Annotated in this window: 15 protein-coding genes and 1 pseudogene; 10 read left to right on the top strand and 6 right to left on the bottom strand. The window is 70.6% G+C overall.

The window, feature by feature from the left end:
- Positions 1-69: 69 nt before the first annotated feature.
- The 8 genes from NDW01_RS08735 to NDW01_RS08700 all read left to right on the top strand — a co-directional run bounded on the left by NDW01_RS08735 (position 70) and on the right by NDW01_RS08700 (position 9,687).
- On the top strand, positions 70-927 hold the full coding sequence (locus NDW01_RS08735) for an ABC transporter permease (RefSeq protein ID WP_406567702.1): 858 nt from the start codon (positions 70-72) through the stop codon (positions 925-927).
- Positions 928-1,011: 84 nt separating this feature from the next.
- Positions 1,012-2,028, top strand: coding sequence for an ABC transporter substrate-binding protein (locus tag NDW01_RS08730; protein WP_252818587.1), 1,017 nt, complete (start codon positions 1,012-1,014; stop codon positions 2,026-2,028).
- 121 nt (positions 2,029-2,149) lie between these two features.
- A complete protein-coding gene (locus NDW01_RS08725) occupies positions 2,150-2,944 on the top strand; it encodes an ABC transporter ATP-binding protein (RefSeq protein WP_252818585.1) in 795 nt (264 codons plus the stop codon).
- A 154-nt stretch (positions 2,945-3,098) separates the two neighbouring features.
- Complete coding sequence (locus NDW01_RS08720) at positions 3,099-4,250, top strand: Gfo/Idh/MocA family protein (RefSeq protein ID WP_252818582.1); 1,152 nt, start codon at positions 3,099-3,101, stop codon at positions 4,248-4,250.
- Positions 4,247-5,428: a dihydrodipicolinate synthase family protein gene (locus NDW01_RS08715; RefSeq protein ID WP_252818581.1), complete on the top strand. Its 1,182-nt coding sequence runs from the start codon at positions 4,247-4,249 to the stop codon at positions 5,426-5,428. The genes NDW01_RS08720 and NDW01_RS08715 overlap by 4 nt, the downstream gene beginning before the upstream one ends.
- A gap of 2 nt (positions 5,429-5,430) precedes the next feature.
- A complete protein-coding gene (locus tag NDW01_RS08710) occupies positions 5,431-6,234 on the top strand; it encodes a sugar phosphate isomerase/epimerase family protein (protein ID WP_252818579.1) in 804 nt (267 codons plus the stop codon).
- Between the two features lie 247 nt (positions 6,235-6,481).
- Positions 6,482-8,548, top strand: coding sequence for a PQQ-dependent sugar dehydrogenase (locus NDW01_RS08705; protein ID WP_252818577.1), 2,067 nt, complete (start codon positions 6,482-6,484; stop codon positions 8,546-8,548).
- 119 nt (positions 8,549-8,667) lie between these two features.
- Complete coding sequence (locus tag NDW01_RS08700) at positions 8,668-9,687, top strand: LamG domain-containing protein (RefSeq protein ID WP_252818575.1); 1,020 nt, start codon at positions 8,668-8,670, stop codon at positions 9,685-9,687.
- Between the two features lie 74 nt (positions 9,688-9,761).
- Here the strand turns inward: NDW01_RS08700 and NDW01_RS08695 are convergent, their stop codons facing one another.
- From NDW01_RS08695 to NDW01_RS08685, 3 genes are all read right to left on the bottom strand, one after another.
- Positions 9,762-10,784, bottom strand: coding sequence for a C40 family peptidase (locus NDW01_RS08695; protein ID WP_252818572.1), 1,023 nt, complete (start codon positions 10,782-10,784; stop codon positions 9,762-9,764).
- Positions 10,785-11,088: 304 nt separating this feature from the next.
- The gene (locus NDW01_RS08690) at positions 11,089-12,294 is read right to left on the bottom strand and encodes an AbrB family transcriptional regulator (protein ID WP_252818570.1); all 1,206 of its coding nucleotides are present in this window, start codon (positions 12,292-12,294) and stop codon (positions 11,089-11,091) included.
- A gap of 195 nt (positions 12,295-12,489) precedes the next feature.
- The gene (locus NDW01_RS08685) at positions 12,490-13,134 is read right to left on the bottom strand and encodes a dihydrofolate reductase family protein (protein WP_252818568.1); all 645 of its coding nucleotides are present in this window, start codon (positions 13,132-13,134) and stop codon (positions 12,490-12,492) included.
- Positions 13,135-13,231: 97 nt separating this feature from the next.
- On the opposite strand from NDW01_RS08685, the gene NDW01_RS08680 reads away from it, so the two are divergent.
- Positions 13,232-13,729, top strand: a complete 498-nt coding sequence (locus NDW01_RS08680; protein WP_252818566.1) for a winged helix-turn-helix transcriptional regulator — start codon at positions 13,232-13,234, stop codon at positions 13,727-13,729.
- On the opposite strand, the gene NDW01_RS08675 is transcribed toward NDW01_RS08680, so the two are convergent.
- Positions 13,726-14,907, bottom strand: a complete 1,182-nt coding sequence (locus NDW01_RS08675; protein ID WP_252818564.1) for a permease — start codon at positions 14,905-14,907, stop codon at positions 13,726-13,728. The two genes, NDW01_RS08680 and NDW01_RS08675, sit on opposite strands and share 4 nt — an antisense overlap.
- Before the next feature lie 170 nt (positions 14,908-15,077).
- On the opposite strand from NDW01_RS08675, the pseudogene NDW01_RS08670 reads away from it, so the two are divergent.
- A pseudogene (locus NDW01_RS08670) lies at positions 15,078-16,337 on the top strand (RNA-guided endonuclease InsQ/TnpB family protein).
- A gap of 54 nt (positions 16,338-16,391) precedes the next feature.
- Here NDW01_RS08670 and NDW01_RS08665 read toward each other — a convergent pair.
- Entirely contained in the window at positions 16,392-16,991 is a 600-nt protein-coding gene (locus tag NDW01_RS08665) for a DUF305 domain-containing protein (protein WP_252818562.1), read from the bottom strand.
- Between the two features lie 71 nt (positions 16,992-17,062).
- Positions 17,063-17,515, bottom strand: a complete 453-nt coding sequence (locus NDW01_RS08660; protein ID WP_252818560.1) for a DUF6153 family protein — start codon at positions 17,513-17,515, stop codon at positions 17,063-17,065.
- Between the last annotated feature and the right edge of the window lies 1 nt (position 17,516).

Here is a 17,516-nt window from a genome sequence, read left to right as displayed (position 1 = left end):
GAAAGCGCTTTCAGAGAACGCTTTCTGAGAGCCGTACGACCTCGGGGTCCGAGCACGGAGGAGCTCATGGTGAGTCAGAGCACCACGCCCAGTGTTCCGGTGGCCGGAGTCGCCGAGCGCGACAGACCCGGGGCGGGCGAGCGGGTGCGCGAGGCGGTCGTGCGATCCTGGCGGCCCGTCGCGCTACTCGTCGCCTGCCTCCTCGCCTGGTGGGCGATCACCGCGGCGAAGCTGATCAAGGCGTACCTGGTGCCGTCGCCGGCCAAGACCCTGCAGGTCATGGGCGACAAGACGGGTTACCTCTGGCACCACACCTGGGTCACGACGTACGAGACGCTGCTGGGCTTCGTCATCGCGACGGTCGTCGGCGTCCTCGCCGCCGTCGTCATGGTGTACTCCTCGGCGGTCGAGCGGACCCTCTACCCGGTGCTGCTGTTCGCCCAGGTCATCCCCAAGGTCGCGATCGCGCCGCTGCTCGTCGTCTGGCTCGGTTTCGGCCTCGCGCCCAAGGTCGTCGTGGCCGTGCTCATCGCGTTCTTCCCCGTCGTCATCTCGATGGTCACCGGCCTGAAGGCGGTGGACCCCGAGATGATCCAGCTGTCGGCGACGATGGGCGCCGGACCGCTGCAGACCTTCGCCAAGATCCGATTCCCGGCCTCGCTGCCGCACCTGTTCTCCGGCCTGAAGGTCGCCGTGACGCTCGCCGTCACGGGCGCCGTCGTCGGCGAGTTCGTCGGGGCCAACGAGGGCCTCGGATACGTCATCCAGCAGGCCAACGGGAACCTCGACACCCCGATGCTCTTCGCCGGTCTCCTCGTGATGTCCCTGATCGGCGTCGTCCTGTTCGTGCTCGTGGAGTTCGCCGAGAAGCTGCTGCTGCCCTGGCACGCGAGCCGTCGCGGCACCGCCGTGACCACCACCTACTGACGCACGGCCCCCGCTCTCCGGCCGTACGCCGCTCCCCGTCCCGCCGACCTGACGCCTCCCCCCTGACCTACCGACGGAGACGACATGAAACTGCGCAGCCTCGTCCTGGCCCTGGTCCCCATCGTGGTGGTCGCCGCCGCGTGCGGGGGAGGAGGCGACAAGACCACCGGCGCCTCGGGCAAGAAGCTGGACAAGGTCACGCTGACCCTCAACTGGTACCCCTACGGCGAGCATGCGCCGTTCTACTACGGCAAGAAGCAGGGCATCTTCGAAAAGCACGGCATCGACCTGCAGATCAAGGCGGGGCAGGGCTCACAGAAGACGGTCCAGGCGACCGGCGCGGGCCAGACCGACTTCGGCTGGGCGGACACACCGGCGCTGCTCGCCGGCGTGAGCCAGGGCCTGCCGGTCAAGAGCATCGGCGTCTACCTGCAGACGACGCCGGCGGCCGTGCAGTTCTTCTCCGACAAGGCGATCAAGACGCCGGCCGACCTGAAGGGCAAGCGCATCGCCGCCACCGCGGGCGACGCGCCGTCCCGTACGTTCCCGGCGTTCCTCAAGAAGAACGGCCTCAGCGAGTCCGACGTCCACCTGCAGAACACCGACCCGGCGGGCAAGATGGCCGCGGTCATCTCCGGCCGGACCGACGGCCTCATCGGCTACGCGAACGACCAGGGCCCGACGATGGCCGCCAAGGCCGGCAGGCAGGTCGCGTACCTGAAGTTCGCCGACTTCGGGCTGAACTTCTACTCCAACGGCCTGCTCGTCGGCGACCGCAGGCTGAAGAGCGACACGGACCTGGTCAAGCGCATGTCCGCGGCCACGAGCGAGGCGTGGGCGGCGGCCGAGAAGGACCCCGCGAACGCCGTCACCGCCATGCGCGGCGCATCCCAGCAGCTCCCGTCGGAGACGGTGCTGGCCGACCAGTTCAAGACCACGCTGAGTCTCCTGCACACCGCGGCCACACAGGGCAGGGCCCCCGGCGTCAACACGGACGCCGACTGGCGGCAGACCATCGCCGTCTTCACACAGAGCGGCCTGATCAGCAAGGCACAGGCACCATCGGCGTACTGGGACCCCTCCGCCGCGCCGCAGGGCTGACCGACCGAGAGGAGCGCCGACGATGCCCGGCAGCACACGGGAACGAGGACAGGTGACCGAGCGAAGCGAGGGAGCCGATGAGCACAGCGCAGTTGATCACGGGGCCGACGAAGGAGGTCCCGTGGCAGAACAGGACGCGAGCCACGGCGGGAGTGTTCGGCTGGAGGACGTGGCCGTACGGTTCCGTACGCGGAAGAAGGACGTCACGGCGCTGCGGGACGTGTCGCTCGACGTGGCGGAGGGGGAGTTCGTCGCGATCGTCGGCCCGTCGGGCTGCGGCAAGTCGACGCTGCTCAAGCTGGTCGCCGGGCTGCTCAAGCCGTCCTCCGGCACCGTACGGCTCCGCGGCGAGCCGGTCACGGGGCCGCGCCACGACATCGGGTACGTCTTCCAGCGGGCCGCGCTGCTGGAGTGGCGCAGCGCCCGGCGCAACATTCTGCTGCAGGCGGAGATGCGCCGGATGCCCGCCGACCGGGCCCGGGAGCGCACCGCGGAGCTGATCGCGATGACCGGGCTGACCGGGTTCGAGGACGCGTACCCGCACGAGCTGTCCGGCGGCATGCAGCAGCGGGTGGCGCTGTGCCGGGCGCTGCTGCACGAGCCGCCGGTCCTGCTGATGGACGAGCCGTTCGGCGCGCTCGACGCGCTCACCCGCGAGCAGCTGAACGTCGAGCTGAACCGCATCTGGCGGGAGACCCGCACGACCGTCCTGCTGGTCACGCACTCGATCGCGGAGGCGGCCTACCTCGCCAACCGGATCATCGTGATGACCGACCGGCCCGGCACGATCGCCGAGGTCATCGACGTGGGGCTGCCGGACGAGCGGGACTACGCCACGACCATGGCCCGCCCGGAGTTCGCCGACGCCACCGGCCGGATCCGCGACCTGCTCGGCGCGGCCTCGGCCGCCGACTGAACCCGGGCCGACCGAACACCGCCGACCGAACACCGCCGACCGAACTCCGCCGGCTGAACCCCACGACCGAACACCGCCGACCGAACTCCTTCCGAACAGCCGACGCCCACCCGTCGAGCCGCCGACCGGAATCCGCAGAGAGGAACACACAGGGATGGCACGCAGGTCCATCGGGATCGTCATGAACGGCGTGACCGGCCGGATGGGGTACCGCCAGCACCTCGTCCGCTCCATTCTGGCGATCCGCGACCAGGGTGGGCTCACCACCGCCGACGGCACCGTGCTGTGGCCGGAGCCGATCCTGCTCGGCCGCAGCGAGGCCAAGCTGCGCGCCATCGCCGAGCGGCACGGGCTCACGGAGTGGTCGACCGACCTCGGCGAGGCCCTCGCCCGGCCCGGCGTCGAGATCTACTTCGACACCCAGATCACCGGTGCCCGTGCGCCGGCGGTACGGACGGCGATCGAGGCGGGCCGGCACGTCTACACCGAGAAGCCGCTCGCCGAGGACGTCGAGGAGGCGCTCGAACTCGCCCGGCTCGCCGACGAGGCGGGCGTACGGCACGGCGTCGTGCAGGACAAGCTGTTCCTGCCGGGCCTGCTGAAGCTCAAGCGCCTCGTGGACGGCGGCTTCTTCGGGCGCATCCTGTCGGTGCGCGGGGAGTTCGGCTACTGGGTGTTCGAGGGCGACTGGCAGGAGGCACAGCGGCCGAGCTGGAACTACCGGGTGGAGGACGGCGGCGGGATCATCGCCGACATGTTCTGCCACTGGCGGTACGTCCTCGACAACGTCATCGCGCCGGTCCGTTCGGTGCAGGCGCTCGGCGCGACCCACATCCCCGAACGGGTCGACGAGGCCGGCAAGCCGTACGCCGCGACGGCGGACGACGCCGCGTACGGGATCTTCGAGCTCGAGGGCGGCGTGATCGCGCAGATCAACTCCTCCTGGGCGACGCGGGTGTTCCGTGACGAGCTGGTGGAGTTCCAGGTGGACGGCACGGAGGGCAGCGCGGTCGCCGGTCTGCGCCGCTGCCGGGTCCAGCACCGGTCGATGACGCCGAAGCCCGTCTGGAACCCCGACCTGCCCGCCACCGAGGACTTCCGCGCCCAGTGGCAGGAGGTGCCGGACAACGCCGAGTTCGACAACGGGTTCAAGACGCAGTGGGAGCTGTTCCTGCGGCACGTCGCCGACGAGGGCGAGTTCCCGTGGGACTTCTACGCGGGCGCGCGGGGCGTCCAGCTCGCCGAGCTGGGCCTGCGCTCCTGGAAGGAGGGCCGCCGCATCGAGGTCCCGGAGATCACCAAGTGAAGATCGGCCTGCCGAGGGCGGACGGCTCGATCGTCCCGTACACGCTCGGCGAGCCGCGCGCCTACCCGCCGCCGGCGGCACCCGCCACGTCACGCGTCGCGTACGCCGCCGCGCACGTCGTCGTCGACCCGTTCGCCGACCCGGAGGCCGTCGACTGGGAGACGACCCTGGCCTTCCGCCGTTACCTGTGGTCGTACGGGCTGGGCGTTGCGGAGGCGATGGACACCGCGCAGCGCGGCATGGGCCTGGACTGGCCGTTGACGCGCGAGCTCATCCGGCGCAGCGGCGCGGAGGCGCGGGCCTGCGGCGGTCGCATCGTCTGCGGCGCGGGCACCGACCAGCTCCCGCCCGGGCCCGCGCCCCTGAAGCGGATCGCCGCGGCGTACGAGGAGCAGCTCGCCGTGATCGAGCCGGCCGGGGGGACGCCCGTCATCATGGCGAGCCGCCAGCTCGCCGCCTCGGCGACCGGCCCCGGCGACTACGCCGAGGTGTACGGGCGGCTGCTCGGCCAGGTCGCGCGGCCCGCCGTGCTGCACTGGCTGGGCCCGATGTTCGACCCGGCCCTGGAGGGCTACTGGGGGTCGGCCGACCTGGACGCGGCCGCCGAGAGCGTCCTGGCGATCATCGCGGAGAACGCCGCGAACGTGGACGGGATCAAGGTGTCGCTGCTGGACGCCGGACGGGAGGTCGCGCTGCGCCGCCGCCTGCCCGCGGGCGTACGGCTCTACACGGGCGACGACTTCAACTACCCGGAGCTGATCCGCGGCGACGAGCACGGCCACAGCGACGCGCTGCTGGGCGTCTTCGACCCGATCGCGCCCGCCGCGGCGGCGGCCCTCGGCGCGCTCGACGCCGGGGACGCGGAGGCGTACGAGCGGATCCTCGCGCCGACCGTGCCGCTGGCGCGGCACATCTTCGCCTCCCCGACGTACTACTACAAGACGGGCGTGGTGTTCCTCGCCTGGCTGGCCGGGCACCAGGCGCACTTCCGCATGGTCGGCGGCCTGGAGAGCGCCCGGTCCGTCCCGCACCTGGTCCGGCTGTTCGAGCTGGCCGACCGGGCCGGGCTGCTGCCCGATCCGGAGCTCGCGGTGGCCCGCATGCGCGCCTGGCTCACGGTCCAGGGCGTGAGCGAGCGCACCGGGAGCGCGGCCTCCCCGGTGAAGGGGGGCTCCTGACCATGGAACGCTTCAGCCTGAACCAGTGGACGACGCGGTACTGGCCGCTCCCGGACCTGGTCGCGGGGTGCGTCGCGGCCGGGGTCGCCGGGGTCGGGCTCTGGCGCGAACCGGTCGCCGAGCACGGCCTGGCCCGTACGGCCAAGCTGGTCCGCGACGCCGGGCTGACCGTCACGTCGCTGTGCCGGGGCGGGTTCTTCCAGCTCCCCGACGCGATCGCGGAGAACCGGCGGGCCATCGAGGAGGCCGCCGAGCTGGGCGCGCCGGCCCTGGCGCTGGTCAGCGGCGGGCTGCCCGAGGGCTCCCGCGACCTCGACGGCGCGCGGCGGCGGGTCGCCGACGCGCTCGGCGAGCTGGCCCCGTACGCGGGGGAGTGCGGCGTGCGCCTCGCCCTCGAACCGCTGCACCCGATGTACTGCTCCGACCGCTGCGTGGTCTCGACGCTCGACCAGGCCCTCGACCTGGCCGCGCCGCATCCCGCCGAGCTGGTCGGCGTCATGGTCGACACCTACCACCTGTGGTGGGACCCGAACGCGTACGCCGCCATCGCGCGCGCCGGGGCGGAGGAGCGGATCGCGCTGTTCCAGGTGGCCGACTGGACGACTCCGCTGCCCGAGGGCGTCCTGACCGGGCGCGGCATGCTCGGCGACGGCTGCGTGGAGCTGCGCCGGTTCCGTACGGCCGTGGACGAGGCGGGCTACACGGGACCGATCGAAGTCGAAATCTTCAACGACGACCTGTGGGCGATGCCGGGCGCCGAGGCGCTGTCGTTGTGCCTGGCCCGGTTCGCCGAGCACGTCACCTGACCCGACCGCACCCGACCCGACCTGGCCGGATCAGGCCCGATCCGGCCCGACCCGGACCGACCCGACCTGGCCGGATCAGGCCCGATCCGGCCCGACCCGGACCGCCCCGACCTGCACCGATCCGACTCGACCTGGACCGACCGGGAGGCCGCCGAATCTCTCTCTTGACGCTGTGATCCCCCTCACCTACGTTCGGGAAAGCGTTTGCAGAAAGCGCTTTCCGCCTATCGACCCCATGGGTGGCAGAATGACGAAGCTCAGATGGTGTCTTCTGACAACCGTCGCTCTCCTGGCGGCCCTCTTGCCGCAGACGGCCGCGCTGGCCGACGACCAGCCCGTCAAGGACCCGATCCCCGAACGACCGATCACCTCCGACCTGGGGCTCGTCCTCCAGGAGTACGCGCAGTTCCCCCAGTCGGAGCCCACTCCCGCGCCCGTCGACCCCCGCCTCATGCGCTGGGCGCGCATCAACTTCATCGGTGAGGTGCCGGACGGCTCCGGCCGGATGTACGTGCCGGACCTGAACGGCAACATGTACATCGTCCGGAACGGGCAGCCGCACGTCTACCTGGACGTCAAGGCGCAGTTCGACCCGTACTTCTTCTCCGGGCGTGGCCTCGGCCAGGGCTTCGGCATCGTCGCCTTCGACCCCGACTTCCGGACGAACGGGAAGTTCTACACCGTCCACACCGAGCTGGCCTCCAGCACCACGAAGGTCCCGGACCTGACGCCGCAGGCCGGCACCATCTACCACGGCGTCATCGACGAGTGGACCGCCGACGATCCGAAGGCGGACACCTTCCACGGCACGCACCGTGAGATCCTCCGGCTCGGCTTCGGCGGGCAGATCCACGGCATCCAGGAGATCGGGTTCAACCCGAACGCCAAGCGGGGCGACAGGGACTACGACAAGCTCTACATCGCCGCCGGTGACGGCGGGCAGGGCCAGGCCGCCGGCAACACCGACCCGCAGAACCTCGGGGTCCCGCAGGGCAAGCTCCTGCGCATCGACCCGCACGGGAACAACAGCGCCAACGGCAAGTACGGCATCCCCGCCGACAACCCGTTCGTCGGCAGGCCCGGCGCCCTCGGCGAGATCTACGCCCTCGGCTTCCGCGACCCGCACCGCTTCAGCTGGGACACCGGCGGAAGCCACCGGCTGTTCCTCGGCCACATCGGCGAGCACGCCATCGAGGGCGTCTGGGACATCCGCGCGGGCGACAACGCCGGCTGGCCGAACCGCGAGGGCCCGTTCACCTTCGTCAAGAACGACCGCTGCGACCTGTACCCGCTGCCCGCGGACGACGCGAAGTACGGCTACGACTACCCGGTGGCCGCCTACGACCACGACCCGCCGGCCGGCTGGAACTGCACCAGCGACATCGGCAAGGCGATCTCCGGCGGCTACGTCTACCGCGGCCACAAGCTGCCCGAGCTGTACGGCAAGTACATCTTCGGCGACCTCGTCGACGGCTCCGTCTACTACACCGAGGAGAGCCAGATGCGCCGCGGCGGACCGCGGGCGCCGATCCACCAGCTGCAGACGTTCGACACGAACGGCAACCGGCTGACGATGCAGCAGTTCGCCGGGGACAAGCGCGTCGACCTGCGATTCGGCCGCGACAGCCACGGCGAGCTGTACATGCTGTCCAAGGCCAACGGCAAGATCTGGAAGGTCGTCGGCACCCGCCACTTCGCGGGCGGGCCGGTCGGGCACACCCACGTGGACGGCACGGCGGGCGCGAAGAACTGGGCGCCGGTCACCCCGTCGAAGTGGGAGTTCAAGGGCGACCAGGTGATCCTGGCCGAGGCCGGCACCGAGCGGCCCGGCCCGCGCCGCCCGTTCGAGTACGCGGTGCTCACCAAGGGCCCGAAGTTCGGCACCGAGCGGATCGACGCGGACGTACGGATCGACACCCCGACGGACGTCACCAACCGCGATGTGATCATCGTGTTCGGCTATCAGTCGGACACGCAGTTCTACTACGCGCATCTGTCGCAGGACAATTCGATCTACCCCCACAACGGGATCTTCCTGGTGAACAACGCCGACCGGCTGCGGATCGAGGACCAGTGGGACGCCCTGCGGTCGCGCGGCGCGCCACCGTCGATCACGGACATGAAGTGGCATCACGTCACGGTGATCCGGCACGCCGACACCGGTGAGATAGCGGTCTACCTCGACCACTCCAAGGACCCGCGCATGACGGCGGTCGACAAGACCTTCACGTCCGGCCGGGTCGGGTTCGGGTCGTTCGACAACACCGGCCGGGTCCGCAACTTCAAGGTCACCGGCACGGCGGTCGGCGACTGATCGTGGGCCCGGGCCGTGACCCGGCCGGTCCGGCGGCGGACGCGGCCCGTGCCCCTCGACCCCGGCGGTCACCGTCCTCGACGGTGACCGCCGGGATCCCAGACGCACGTGGAGGGAAGATGACGGAAACCAGCGCCAAGGGTGCGGGCCGCCGCCGGTCCGCACGATCCCGGCGCCTCGCGGCGGTCGCGGTGGCCGCCCTGATGTGCGGGCCGCTCGCGGGCGTGAGCGCGGCCCAGGCGGGCACCGGCGGGGCCCGGGGGCACGGCCACGCCCTGTCGGCGGTGCTGCCGAGCCTGCGGCCGAACCTCGTCTCGTACTACGACTTCGAGCACCCCGTCCCGGGCGACCCCGCGCGGGAACGCGACCGCGGGCTCTCCGGCACGACCATCAACCTGATCAACGGCGGGGCCGCCATGCGCGTACGGGACAGCGCGTTCCCGGGCGGCGGCCACGCGATCCAGACGCGGCAGGTGAACCCGGACACCAAGGGCAACGACGACTGGAAGGCCGGGGTCTACTCGACCACCGGCGTGCCGACCCTGCGCGCCTTCAGCGGTGCGAAGGAGGCCTCGATCATGGGCTGGTTCAAGATGACCGGCCCGAACCCGGCCCCCAACTCCGAGACGGCCGACCCGTCGGACGTCTACAACGCGGTCGGGCTGGCGGGCCTGCTCAGCGGCGACTCGAACGGCCACGACGTGCGCGCACTGCTCGAGGTGATCGACGTGTCGGGGACGCTGCGCGTCGTCGCCCTCGGCCGCCGTATCGACGGGGGAAAGTCGCAGACGTTCGCCGCGAACGAGGACTGGCAGAGCATCCTGCCGATCGGGAAATGGGTGTTCCTCGCCGCGTCGTTCGACTACGACCACGGCACGATGCGGCTGTACAAGGACGGCAGGCCGCTGGACGGCTTCTACACGACGGCCGGCGACCCGTGGCAGGTCGGGACGCCGGGGACGCACGTCACCTCGGCGACCGACCCGCGCGGCATCAAGATCGGTGGGAGTTTTCCCCAGAACACCGCAGAGAAGAACGCGTGTGACTGCCGGCTCGACGGCCTGATGTTCCTGAACCGCGCCGTGACCGACAAGGAGGTCTGGCAGCAGTACCACCGGGCCGTGTCCGGCCGGCACTGATCACTCCGAGATGCGGACCGCGCGGTGAGCCGCCCCCAGGGGCCCACCGCGCGGTGACATCTCAGGGAACGCCGTCAGGGACGGCCGAAGCCGACGATCTGCCCCTGCCAGTAGCCGGCGATCGGGCTGACCATCACGTTCTCACCGGTGCGGGGCGCGTGGATGAAGTGGCCGCTGTCGACCATCATCCCGACGTGGCCCAGGCCGCTGAAGAAGACCAGGTCGCCGGGCTGGACGTCGCTCTGCGCGACGCGGCGGGTCGCGTTGTACTGGTCGGGGACGACGCGCGGGAGGCTGACCCCGGCCGCCCGCCAGGACATCATCGTCAACCCGGAGCAGTCATAGCCGTTCGGGCCGGTGCCGCCGTAGACGTACGGCTTGCCGAGCTGGGCGTAGGCGTAGCTCAGCGCGGCGCGCGCCGAGCCGGAGGCCGGGCCGTTGTACGTGCCGCCGATCTTTCCGCCGCTCGAGGAGGTCTTCTCCCCGGCCTCGCGCTCCAGCTTCCGCTGCTCGGCGATCTGCTTCTCGAGCGACGCCTTCTGCGACTTGAGCGACGCGGCCTTCTGCGAGACGTCCTGCACCGTGCTCTGGACCGCGGCCAGGTCACGCTGGAGCCGCTGCGTCGAGGCGAGGAACGCGGTCAGCTCCTGACCACGGTTGCTCGCTAGGTGCATGAACGTGGACATCTGGTCGAGGGCCTGGTCGGGGTTGTGCGAGGCCAGCACGGCGGTGGCCGGGTCGGACTGGCCGGTCTTGTACTCGTTCGCGACGAGCTGCACGACTCGCGCGTGCAGCTGGTCGTACGTGGCCTGTTCGCTCTTCTTCTGCGCCTGCAGGACCTTGAGGCGCTTCTTGGCCGCGTCGAGCTCGGTCTTGGTCTTGTTGTACTGATCGACCTTTTTGTCGAGCTGGGGGCTGAGCGTGGCCAGCTTCTTCTTCGCGGCGGCCGCCGACGGCTTCGGAGCGGCGTCGGCGATGCCGGCCGTCGTCAGCGAGACGGTGACCGCGAGCGAGGCCGCGGCGCAGATCCGGAGCGAGCGCCGGAACCGCGAGCGGCCGGTGGCGCGCGTGGGAGTCATCGGGTTGGAGGGCGCCACAGAGTCCTACTCCTCTCCTCGCCGCCTACCGGGGGCAGGGGTCGGGCTCGGGCCGGAGTCGCCCGGTCGGAGCCTCAACGGCTCCGGACGCGCCTCGACAACTGATGATTCCCGGGTCCCAGGGGGATTCGGCGGACGGCTGTGCTTCCTGTGAAGGCGGGGGCAGCCGGGGCTTTCCGTAGTTTAGGGGTGTTCAGGCCTGGTCTGCCAATCAACGTTTCGTTAACCTTTTGCGGCGTCGGGTCTTACTTTCCGCGTTGCGCCGCCGTGCATCACAAAACGGACATATCAGCGCAGGAACTGCTCACCTTCGGCCCGCCGCAGGGCAGGTCTCCGACGCCCCCGACGCGGGGGGACCGGACCGGCGCCCGCTCCGTACGAACGTCAGACGGACCAGCACGGGCGCGAGGGAGACGACGGCGAACAGCCGCAGGCTCTGCACGCTCGAGATCAGCCCGACGTCGGCATTGGTCGCGACCGAGGTCGCGAGGACCGCGTTGATGCCGCCGGGCGTCGTCGCGAGATAGGCGTCGGCGAACGACAGCCGGGTCAGCGCGGCGAGCAGCCACGCGAGCAGCGCCGAGGCGACGCTGACCACGACCGTGCTCGCCACGATCCACGGCAGGGCCCGGCGCGCGTGCCGGAGAGAGTCTCGGGTGAACCGCAGCCCGATCTCCAGCCCGATGCAGGCGAACACCAGCGTCTGCAGCAGGCCGACCGGCCGGAACCCGTGGGCCGCCCCGGAGAACGTCGCCACCACCGTCACCAGCATCGGGCCGAGCACGACCGGCGCCGGCAGCCGCAGGCGCCGCCCCACCCGCACGCCGAGCACCGCGACGGCGCACAGGACCAGGAGACCGGCCGGCTGGGCGGCCCCGTCGACAAGGTGCAGCATCCGCGGGCTGAGCGGCGAGTGCGGCTCGCCGGCTCCGGCCCCGGCGGGCGCCGTGGGCCCGAGCAGCGGAACGACCAGCGGGGCGGTCACCGCAATGATGCCGACCCGGGAGTACTGCGCGAGGGCCACGAGACGGGTGTCCGCCCCCAACTCGTCCGAGGCCGCGAGCATCGCCGCGGCCCCACCCGGCACCGTGGTCAGCGTCGCCGTCGGCCGGTCGAAGAGGCGGGACCGCTCCAGCAGCCGGGCCACCCCGACGCTGAGCAGGACCGTCGCGACGGTCACGACGAACAGCGGGACCATCGACGGCGCGGCCGCCCGCAGCGCCGCCGGGTGGATGTAGCCGCCCATCAGCACCCCGGCCAGGGCCTGCGACACGCGGTACGCCGGGCGCGGGAGGGCGGTGGCGACCAGGCCCGACAGCGCGAGCGCGACGCCGACGACCAGCCCGGCGAGCAGGTACGGCGCCGGCACGCCGGTCGCGTGCGCCGCCGCCCCGGCGAGGAAGGCGGCGAGGACGACGGCGCCCCAGCCCCAGGGCGGGAGCGGGCGCCTCCCCGGCGCGTCCGGCGAACCGCCCGTGGCCCGGGTGTCTGTTCTCCTCGTCGACGTCACACGTGGAATCTGTCCGCCGATGCGGTCGTCGATGGTTATGCGGGCGAATGCAGTGGCCCATGAATGCCGTCCCCGATGCGCGGTCGGGCCAACCGCGGGTCGCTCAGCCCGTGTTCCCGGCAAAGTCCCGATCGGCTGGTCGGCATTCCCCCATAAAGGGCCTGATTCCGGAATTGGTGTGCCGGGGTAACGGCTTCAGGAGCGGGTGAAGGTCACGTGCGTCACCCCGCTCGGCGTGGTGACCGACTCGACCTGGAACCGCTCCTCCAGTCCTTCGAGTCCGTCCCACAGCCGCTCGCCCCGGCCCAGCACGATCGGGACGATCGCGACGTGCAGGTGGTCGATCAGGTCGGCGGCCAGGAAGTCCCGTACCGTGCGCGGCCCGCCGCCGATGCGCACGTCGAGCCCGCCGGCCGCCTTTCGCGCCTCCTGCAGCGCCTCCTCGGGGCTCGCGTCGATGAAGTGGAACGTCGTGCCGCCCTCCATCTCGATCGACGGACGAGGGTGATGGGTCAGGACGAACACCGGCGTGTGGAACGGCGGGTTCGGTCCCCACCAGCCGGTCCAGTCGTGGTCCTCCCACGGCCCGCGCTGCGGGCCGAACTTGTTCCGGCCCATGATCTCCGCGCCGATCTCCGGCTCCCACGTACGGGCGAGGGCGTCGTCGACGCCCGTGTCGCCGCCGGATTCGCCGTGCATCGCGCGGAACGACCTGGTCTGGACGAACCAGCCGTGGAGCCGCGTGCCGGCGTGGCCGAACGCCGCGTCCAGGCTCTGTCCCTCGCCCGTTCCGAAGCCGTCGAGAGAGATCGAGAAGTTGTGGACTCGGACCTTGGACATGAGGCGGGCTCCTGCGACTGGAAGGGTGATTGCAATCTGCAATCACTTGTCTGACCCTAGACTAGGCGGTTGTGATTTGCAATCGGTTGGAGGCGGCATGCGCGAAGGGCCACGGTCGGGGTGCCCGATCAACGCGGCGGTGGAGGCGCTCGGCGACCGCTGGAGCCTCATCGTCCTGCGAGACGTGATCTTCGGAGGACGCCGCCACTTCCGCGAGCTGCTCGCGGGCTCCGAGGAGGGCATCGCCTCGAACATCCTGAGCAGCCGCCTGAAGTCCCTGGTGACGGGAGGCCTGCTCACCCAGGAGGACGCCGGGCCGGGCCGCCGGGCGACCTACAGCCTCACCGAGGCGGGGATCCAGACGGTCCCGCTGCTGGCAGCGCTCGGTTCCTGGGGGCTGCGGCACCGCCCGACGACCCCCCGGCTCGCCGTCCGGGCCCGGCTGCTCGAGGAGGGCGGCCCGCCGCTCTGGGAGGACCTGATGGACGAGCTGCGGGAGGCGCACCTGGGCGTCCCCCGCCCGCACCCGGAACGCCCCCGCGCCACCGACCTGCTGCGCGCCGCGTACGAACGCGCCGTCGCCGAGTCGTCCTAGTGGTGGTGCTGGTGCGCGTCGTGACCGGCGTGGTCGGTGTGCTCGGTCTCGGGGGAGCCGCCCATCATCTTCAGCATCGGGATTCCGCCCGTACGGACGAACCGGACCAGCAGGACGGCGGCGAGGGCGAGGAAGCCGAGGTTCAGCCAGGTGGTGTAGTTCCAGGAGATCCCGCGCTCCATCACCACCGCCCGCCGCTCGCCGGGGATCAGGCCGGTGACCCCGAAGAGCAGTTCGACGAGGTAGCCCGCGAGGACCATCGCCGCGTAGAACGTCCCGGTGACGAACAGCGCCATCCGGGTGCCGTAGTACTTCCGGTAGATCAGGATGATCGGCAGGATGATCAGGTCGGCGAAGATGAAGGCGACGACCCCGCCGAAGCTGATCCCGCCCTTCCACAGCACCGCGGCAAGCGGGACATTACCGATCGAGCAGACGAAGCTGATCACCGCGACGAGCGGGCCGACCAGCGGCCCCCACAGCTTCGCCGCGAGCGGATGGCCGACGAGGAAGAAGTGCCGCCAGAAGGAGTCGGGCACCCACGCCGCGATCCCTCCGGCGATCAGCAGGCCGATGACCAGGTCCCGCAGGATCGCCGCCCACTCCATGACGAACACGTGCGCGACCGACGTGAAGCCCTCACCGGACAGCAGCCGGCGCCAGAACGACCCCTGCCGCCGGACGGACATGTCCATCGCCGCGTGGCCCTCCATCGAGCCCGCGACGCCGCGCTCGGCCTGCTCACGGGCGTCGCGCAGCAGCCGCTCCCGCAGGACCAGCCGGAACAGCACCGCCAGGATCACGATCATGATCGGCCCGCCGACGAACTCCGCGGCGGTGAACCGCCAGCCCATCAGCAGCGCCAGGATGATGCCCAGTTCGATCACCAGGTTGGTCGAGGCGATCTCGAACGTCATCGCCGCGATGAAGCTCGCGCCCTTGACGAACAGCGAGCGCGCCAGCGCGACCGCCGCGTATGAGCACGATGATGACGCGACGCCCAGGCCGGTCGCGGTCGCGAGTGTACGAGGCCGCCCGTCGCCGAGCAGCCGTACGATCGTCGATCGCCGGACCACCGCCTGGACGATCGCGGACAGCAGGAATCCCAGGATCAGCGCCCAGAGGATCTCCCAGGTCATCGACCCGGTGATCGCCAGCGCGTGACCGATCGCGCCCATCTCGTTCCCTTCATCTGAATCCTCCGGGGAGACCCCGTCCTTCAGGGCGGCGAGGAATCGGACTCCTGCGGAGCAGGGAGAGGATCAGCCGGATCGCCGTCACGGCGATCCGGCGTCCAGTCGCGAAAAACCCGCACACGGTCACACACTGTCGTTATAGTCCACTGATTGTGTCGACCTCTCGTGTGAAGCGTGCTTTCAAGTACCGCTTCTATCCCACCGATGCGCAGGCAGTGGAGCTGTTGCGCACGTTCGGGTGCGTGCGGAAGGTCTACAACCTCGCGCTGGCGGCCCGGACCGAGGCGTGGCGGTCGCGGGGCGAGCGTGTTGGTTACAACGCTACTTCGGCGATGTTGACGGCGTGGAAGAAGACCGATGAACTTGCCTACCTCAACGAGGTGTCCTCGGTTCCACTGCAGCAGGTGCTGCGGCACCTGCAGACGGCGTTCGCGAACTTCTTCGCCAAGCGGGCGGGGTATCCGCGGTTCAAGGCGAAGAAGAAGTCCCGCACGTCCGCCGAATACACCCGCAGCGGATTCCGGTACCGGGACGGGAAGCTGACGCTGGCCAAGATGACCGAACCGCTGAACATCGTCTGGTCGCGGCCACTGCCCGAGGGCGCCGAGCCCTCGACGGTGACGGTGTCTCAGGATGCGGCGGGGCGCTGGTTCGTGTCCCTGCTGTGCGAAGACCCCGGCATCCAGCCGCTGCCCGCGAACGGTAACGCGGTCGGGATCGATGCCGGGCTGAAGCACCTTTTGACTTTGTCCACCGGGGAGAAGATCACCAACCCCCGGCACGAGCGCCGGGACCGGGCCCGCCTGGCCCGCGCGCAACGACAGTTGGCGCGCAAGGCCAAGCCGGATGGGGCCAACCGGGCCAAGGCCCGGCGTCGGGTCGCCCGGATCCACGCGCGGATCAGCGACCGGCGCCGTGATGTGCTGCATAAGCTCACCACTCGACTCGTCCGCGATAACCAAGTGGTCGTGATCGAGGACCTGACCGTCGGGACATGCTGAAGAACCACGCGTTGGCCCGTGCGATCTCTGATGCCGCGTGGAGTGAGTTCCGGCGCATGCTGGAATACAAAGCCAAGTGGTACGGCCGCGAGGTGATCGTGGTCGACAGATGGTTCCCCTCCTCCAAACGGTGCTCGGCCTGCGGCGTCGTGGCCGAGGCGATGTCTCTTGACGTCCGTACGTGGACGTGTGGCTGCGGCGCGATCCATGATCGGGACGTGAACGCGGCGAAGAATATTTTGGCCGCCGGGCTGGCGGTGTCGGCCTGTGGAGCCGGTGTAAGACCCCGGCCGGGACTTGTCCCGGCCGGGGCTGTCGGTGTTGAAGCAGGAAACCCTGCGGCGTGAGCCGCAGGAATCCCCCTCGTTCACGAGGGGGAGGAAGTCAACACCGAACGGTGGTGCCCCGTGAGGACACCCGGAACCCGGAGCGGGTGGCCGACCGTCCGTCGGCCACCCCGGGCGGTCACATCCGCTTCAGCAGGTTCCGCATGGTGGCGATCTCGGCGCTCTGGGAGCGGATGATCGAGGCGGCGAGGGCCTTCGCGTCGGAGTTCGAGCCCTTGGCCTGCTCGGTCCGAGCCATGGCGACGGCGCCCTGGTGATGCTCGATCATCAGTTCCAGGAACGCCTTGTCGAAGGCGCTGCCGGACAGCGAGTCGAGCTTCTTCATGTCCTGGTCGGACATCATCCCCTCGCCCATGTGCATGCCGCCGGGCGCGGGCGTGGACGCCCCCCAGTCCTTCAGCCAGCCGGTCATCTCGTCGATCTCCGGCTGCTGGGCGTTCTGGATCTGGGCGGCGAGCTTCTTGACCTCGGGTGAGGACGCCTTCGTGGCGGCCTGCCTCGCCATGGTGATCGCCTGCCGGTGGTGCGGGATCATCATCTGGGCGAACATCACGTCCTGGGCGTTGTGACCGGCGGTCGCCGGGGCCGAGCCCATGCTCATGCCGGGGCTCATGGAGTGACCGTTCATCGGGTGAGCCGAGTGGTCCGTCCCACCGCCGCAGGCGGCGAGGGTCAGTGCGGCGACCGGGACGACGACCAGGGAGAGAGCACGCTTCATCGTTCTTCGACCTTCCGTGTTCGGGCGTGCGGGATCAGGCGCGGACGGGTCATCGGTGGACCCGGGGCCTGTCACCGTCGGAGCACGCAGAGCCGGAAGATGGACGGCCGGGGTGGCGCCCGGCCTAGGGAGTCCCGTCCTCGCCCGATCGGACGGATCGTTCCGTCGGCGACGTCACGGCGGCCGGCGAAGGCGGCGGCCAAGAGCAACAACGTTGCCATCACGAGCAGTCCGAGGCACATCTGGCCGCCCGGATGCCGGTGACCGGCCGGGACGTGCGACGGCGGCGAGACCCGGTGACGACCGGCCCCGGCGTCCGCGTGGTGCATTCCGGCGTCCGTGTCCGCCATCCCTGACATGGCCACGATGGCGGACGCGTGGGTGTCGGTCGGGCCGGTCGTGGCCTGCAGCCCGTGCATCGCGAACAGGCCGAGCAGCGTCAGAGCCAGGAGCAGCAGCCCACCCGGCGACGGCGCCGGAGCGCCCGCCCGGTGGTGCCCGCTGCCCAGACCGTTCGGCGACATC

This window comes from Actinoallomurus soli, assembly GCF_024055715.1.
Classification (GTDB): Bacteria; Actinomycetota; Actinomycetes; order Streptosporangiales; family Streptosporangiaceae; genus Actinoallomurus; species Actinoallomurus soli.
This window is presented reverse-complemented; position numbering and strand designations above follow the sequence as displayed.

Bases quoted from the DNA above. Each gene is read 5' to 3' on its own strand.
- NDW01_RS08680 (WP_252818566.1), top strand. From the start codon at position 13,232: ATGCGCGAAGGGCCACGGTCGGGGTGCCCGATCAACGCGGCGGTGGAG.
- NDW01_RS08700 (WP_252818575.1), top strand. From the start codon at position 8,668: ATGACGGAAACCAGCGCCAAGGGTGCGGGCCGCCGCCGGTCCGCACGA.
- NDW01_RS08705 (WP_252818577.1), top strand. From the start codon at position 6,482: ATGACGAAGCTCAGATGGTGTCTTCTGACAACCGTCGCTCTCCTGGCG.
- NDW01_RS08730 (WP_252818587.1), top strand. From the start codon at position 1,012: ATGAAACTGCGCAGCCTCGTCCTGGCCCTGGTCCCCATCGTGGTGGTC.
- NDW01_RS08660 (WP_252818560.1), bottom strand. From the start codon at position 17,515: ATGTCGCCGAACGGTCTGGGCAGCGGGCACCACCGGGCGGGCGCTCCG.
- NDW01_RS08720 (WP_252818582.1), top strand. From the start codon at position 3,099: ATGGCACGCAGGTCCATCGGGATCGTCATGAACGGCGTGACCGGCCGG.
- NDW01_RS08665 (WP_252818562.1), bottom strand. From the start codon at position 16,991: ATGAAGCGTGCTCTCTCCCTGGTCGTCGTCCCGGTCGCCGCACTGACC.
- NDW01_RS08675 (WP_252818564.1), bottom strand. From the start codon at position 14,907: ATGGGCGCGATCGGTCACGCGCTGGCGATCACCGGGTCGATGACCTGG.
- NDW01_RS08710 (WP_252818579.1), top strand. From the start codon at position 5,431: ATGGAACGCTTCAGCCTGAACCAGTGGACGACGCGGTACTGGCCGCTC.
- NDW01_RS08685 (WP_252818568.1), bottom strand. From the start codon at position 13,134: ATGTCCAAGGTCCGAGTCCACAACTTCTCGATCTCTCTCGACGGCTTC.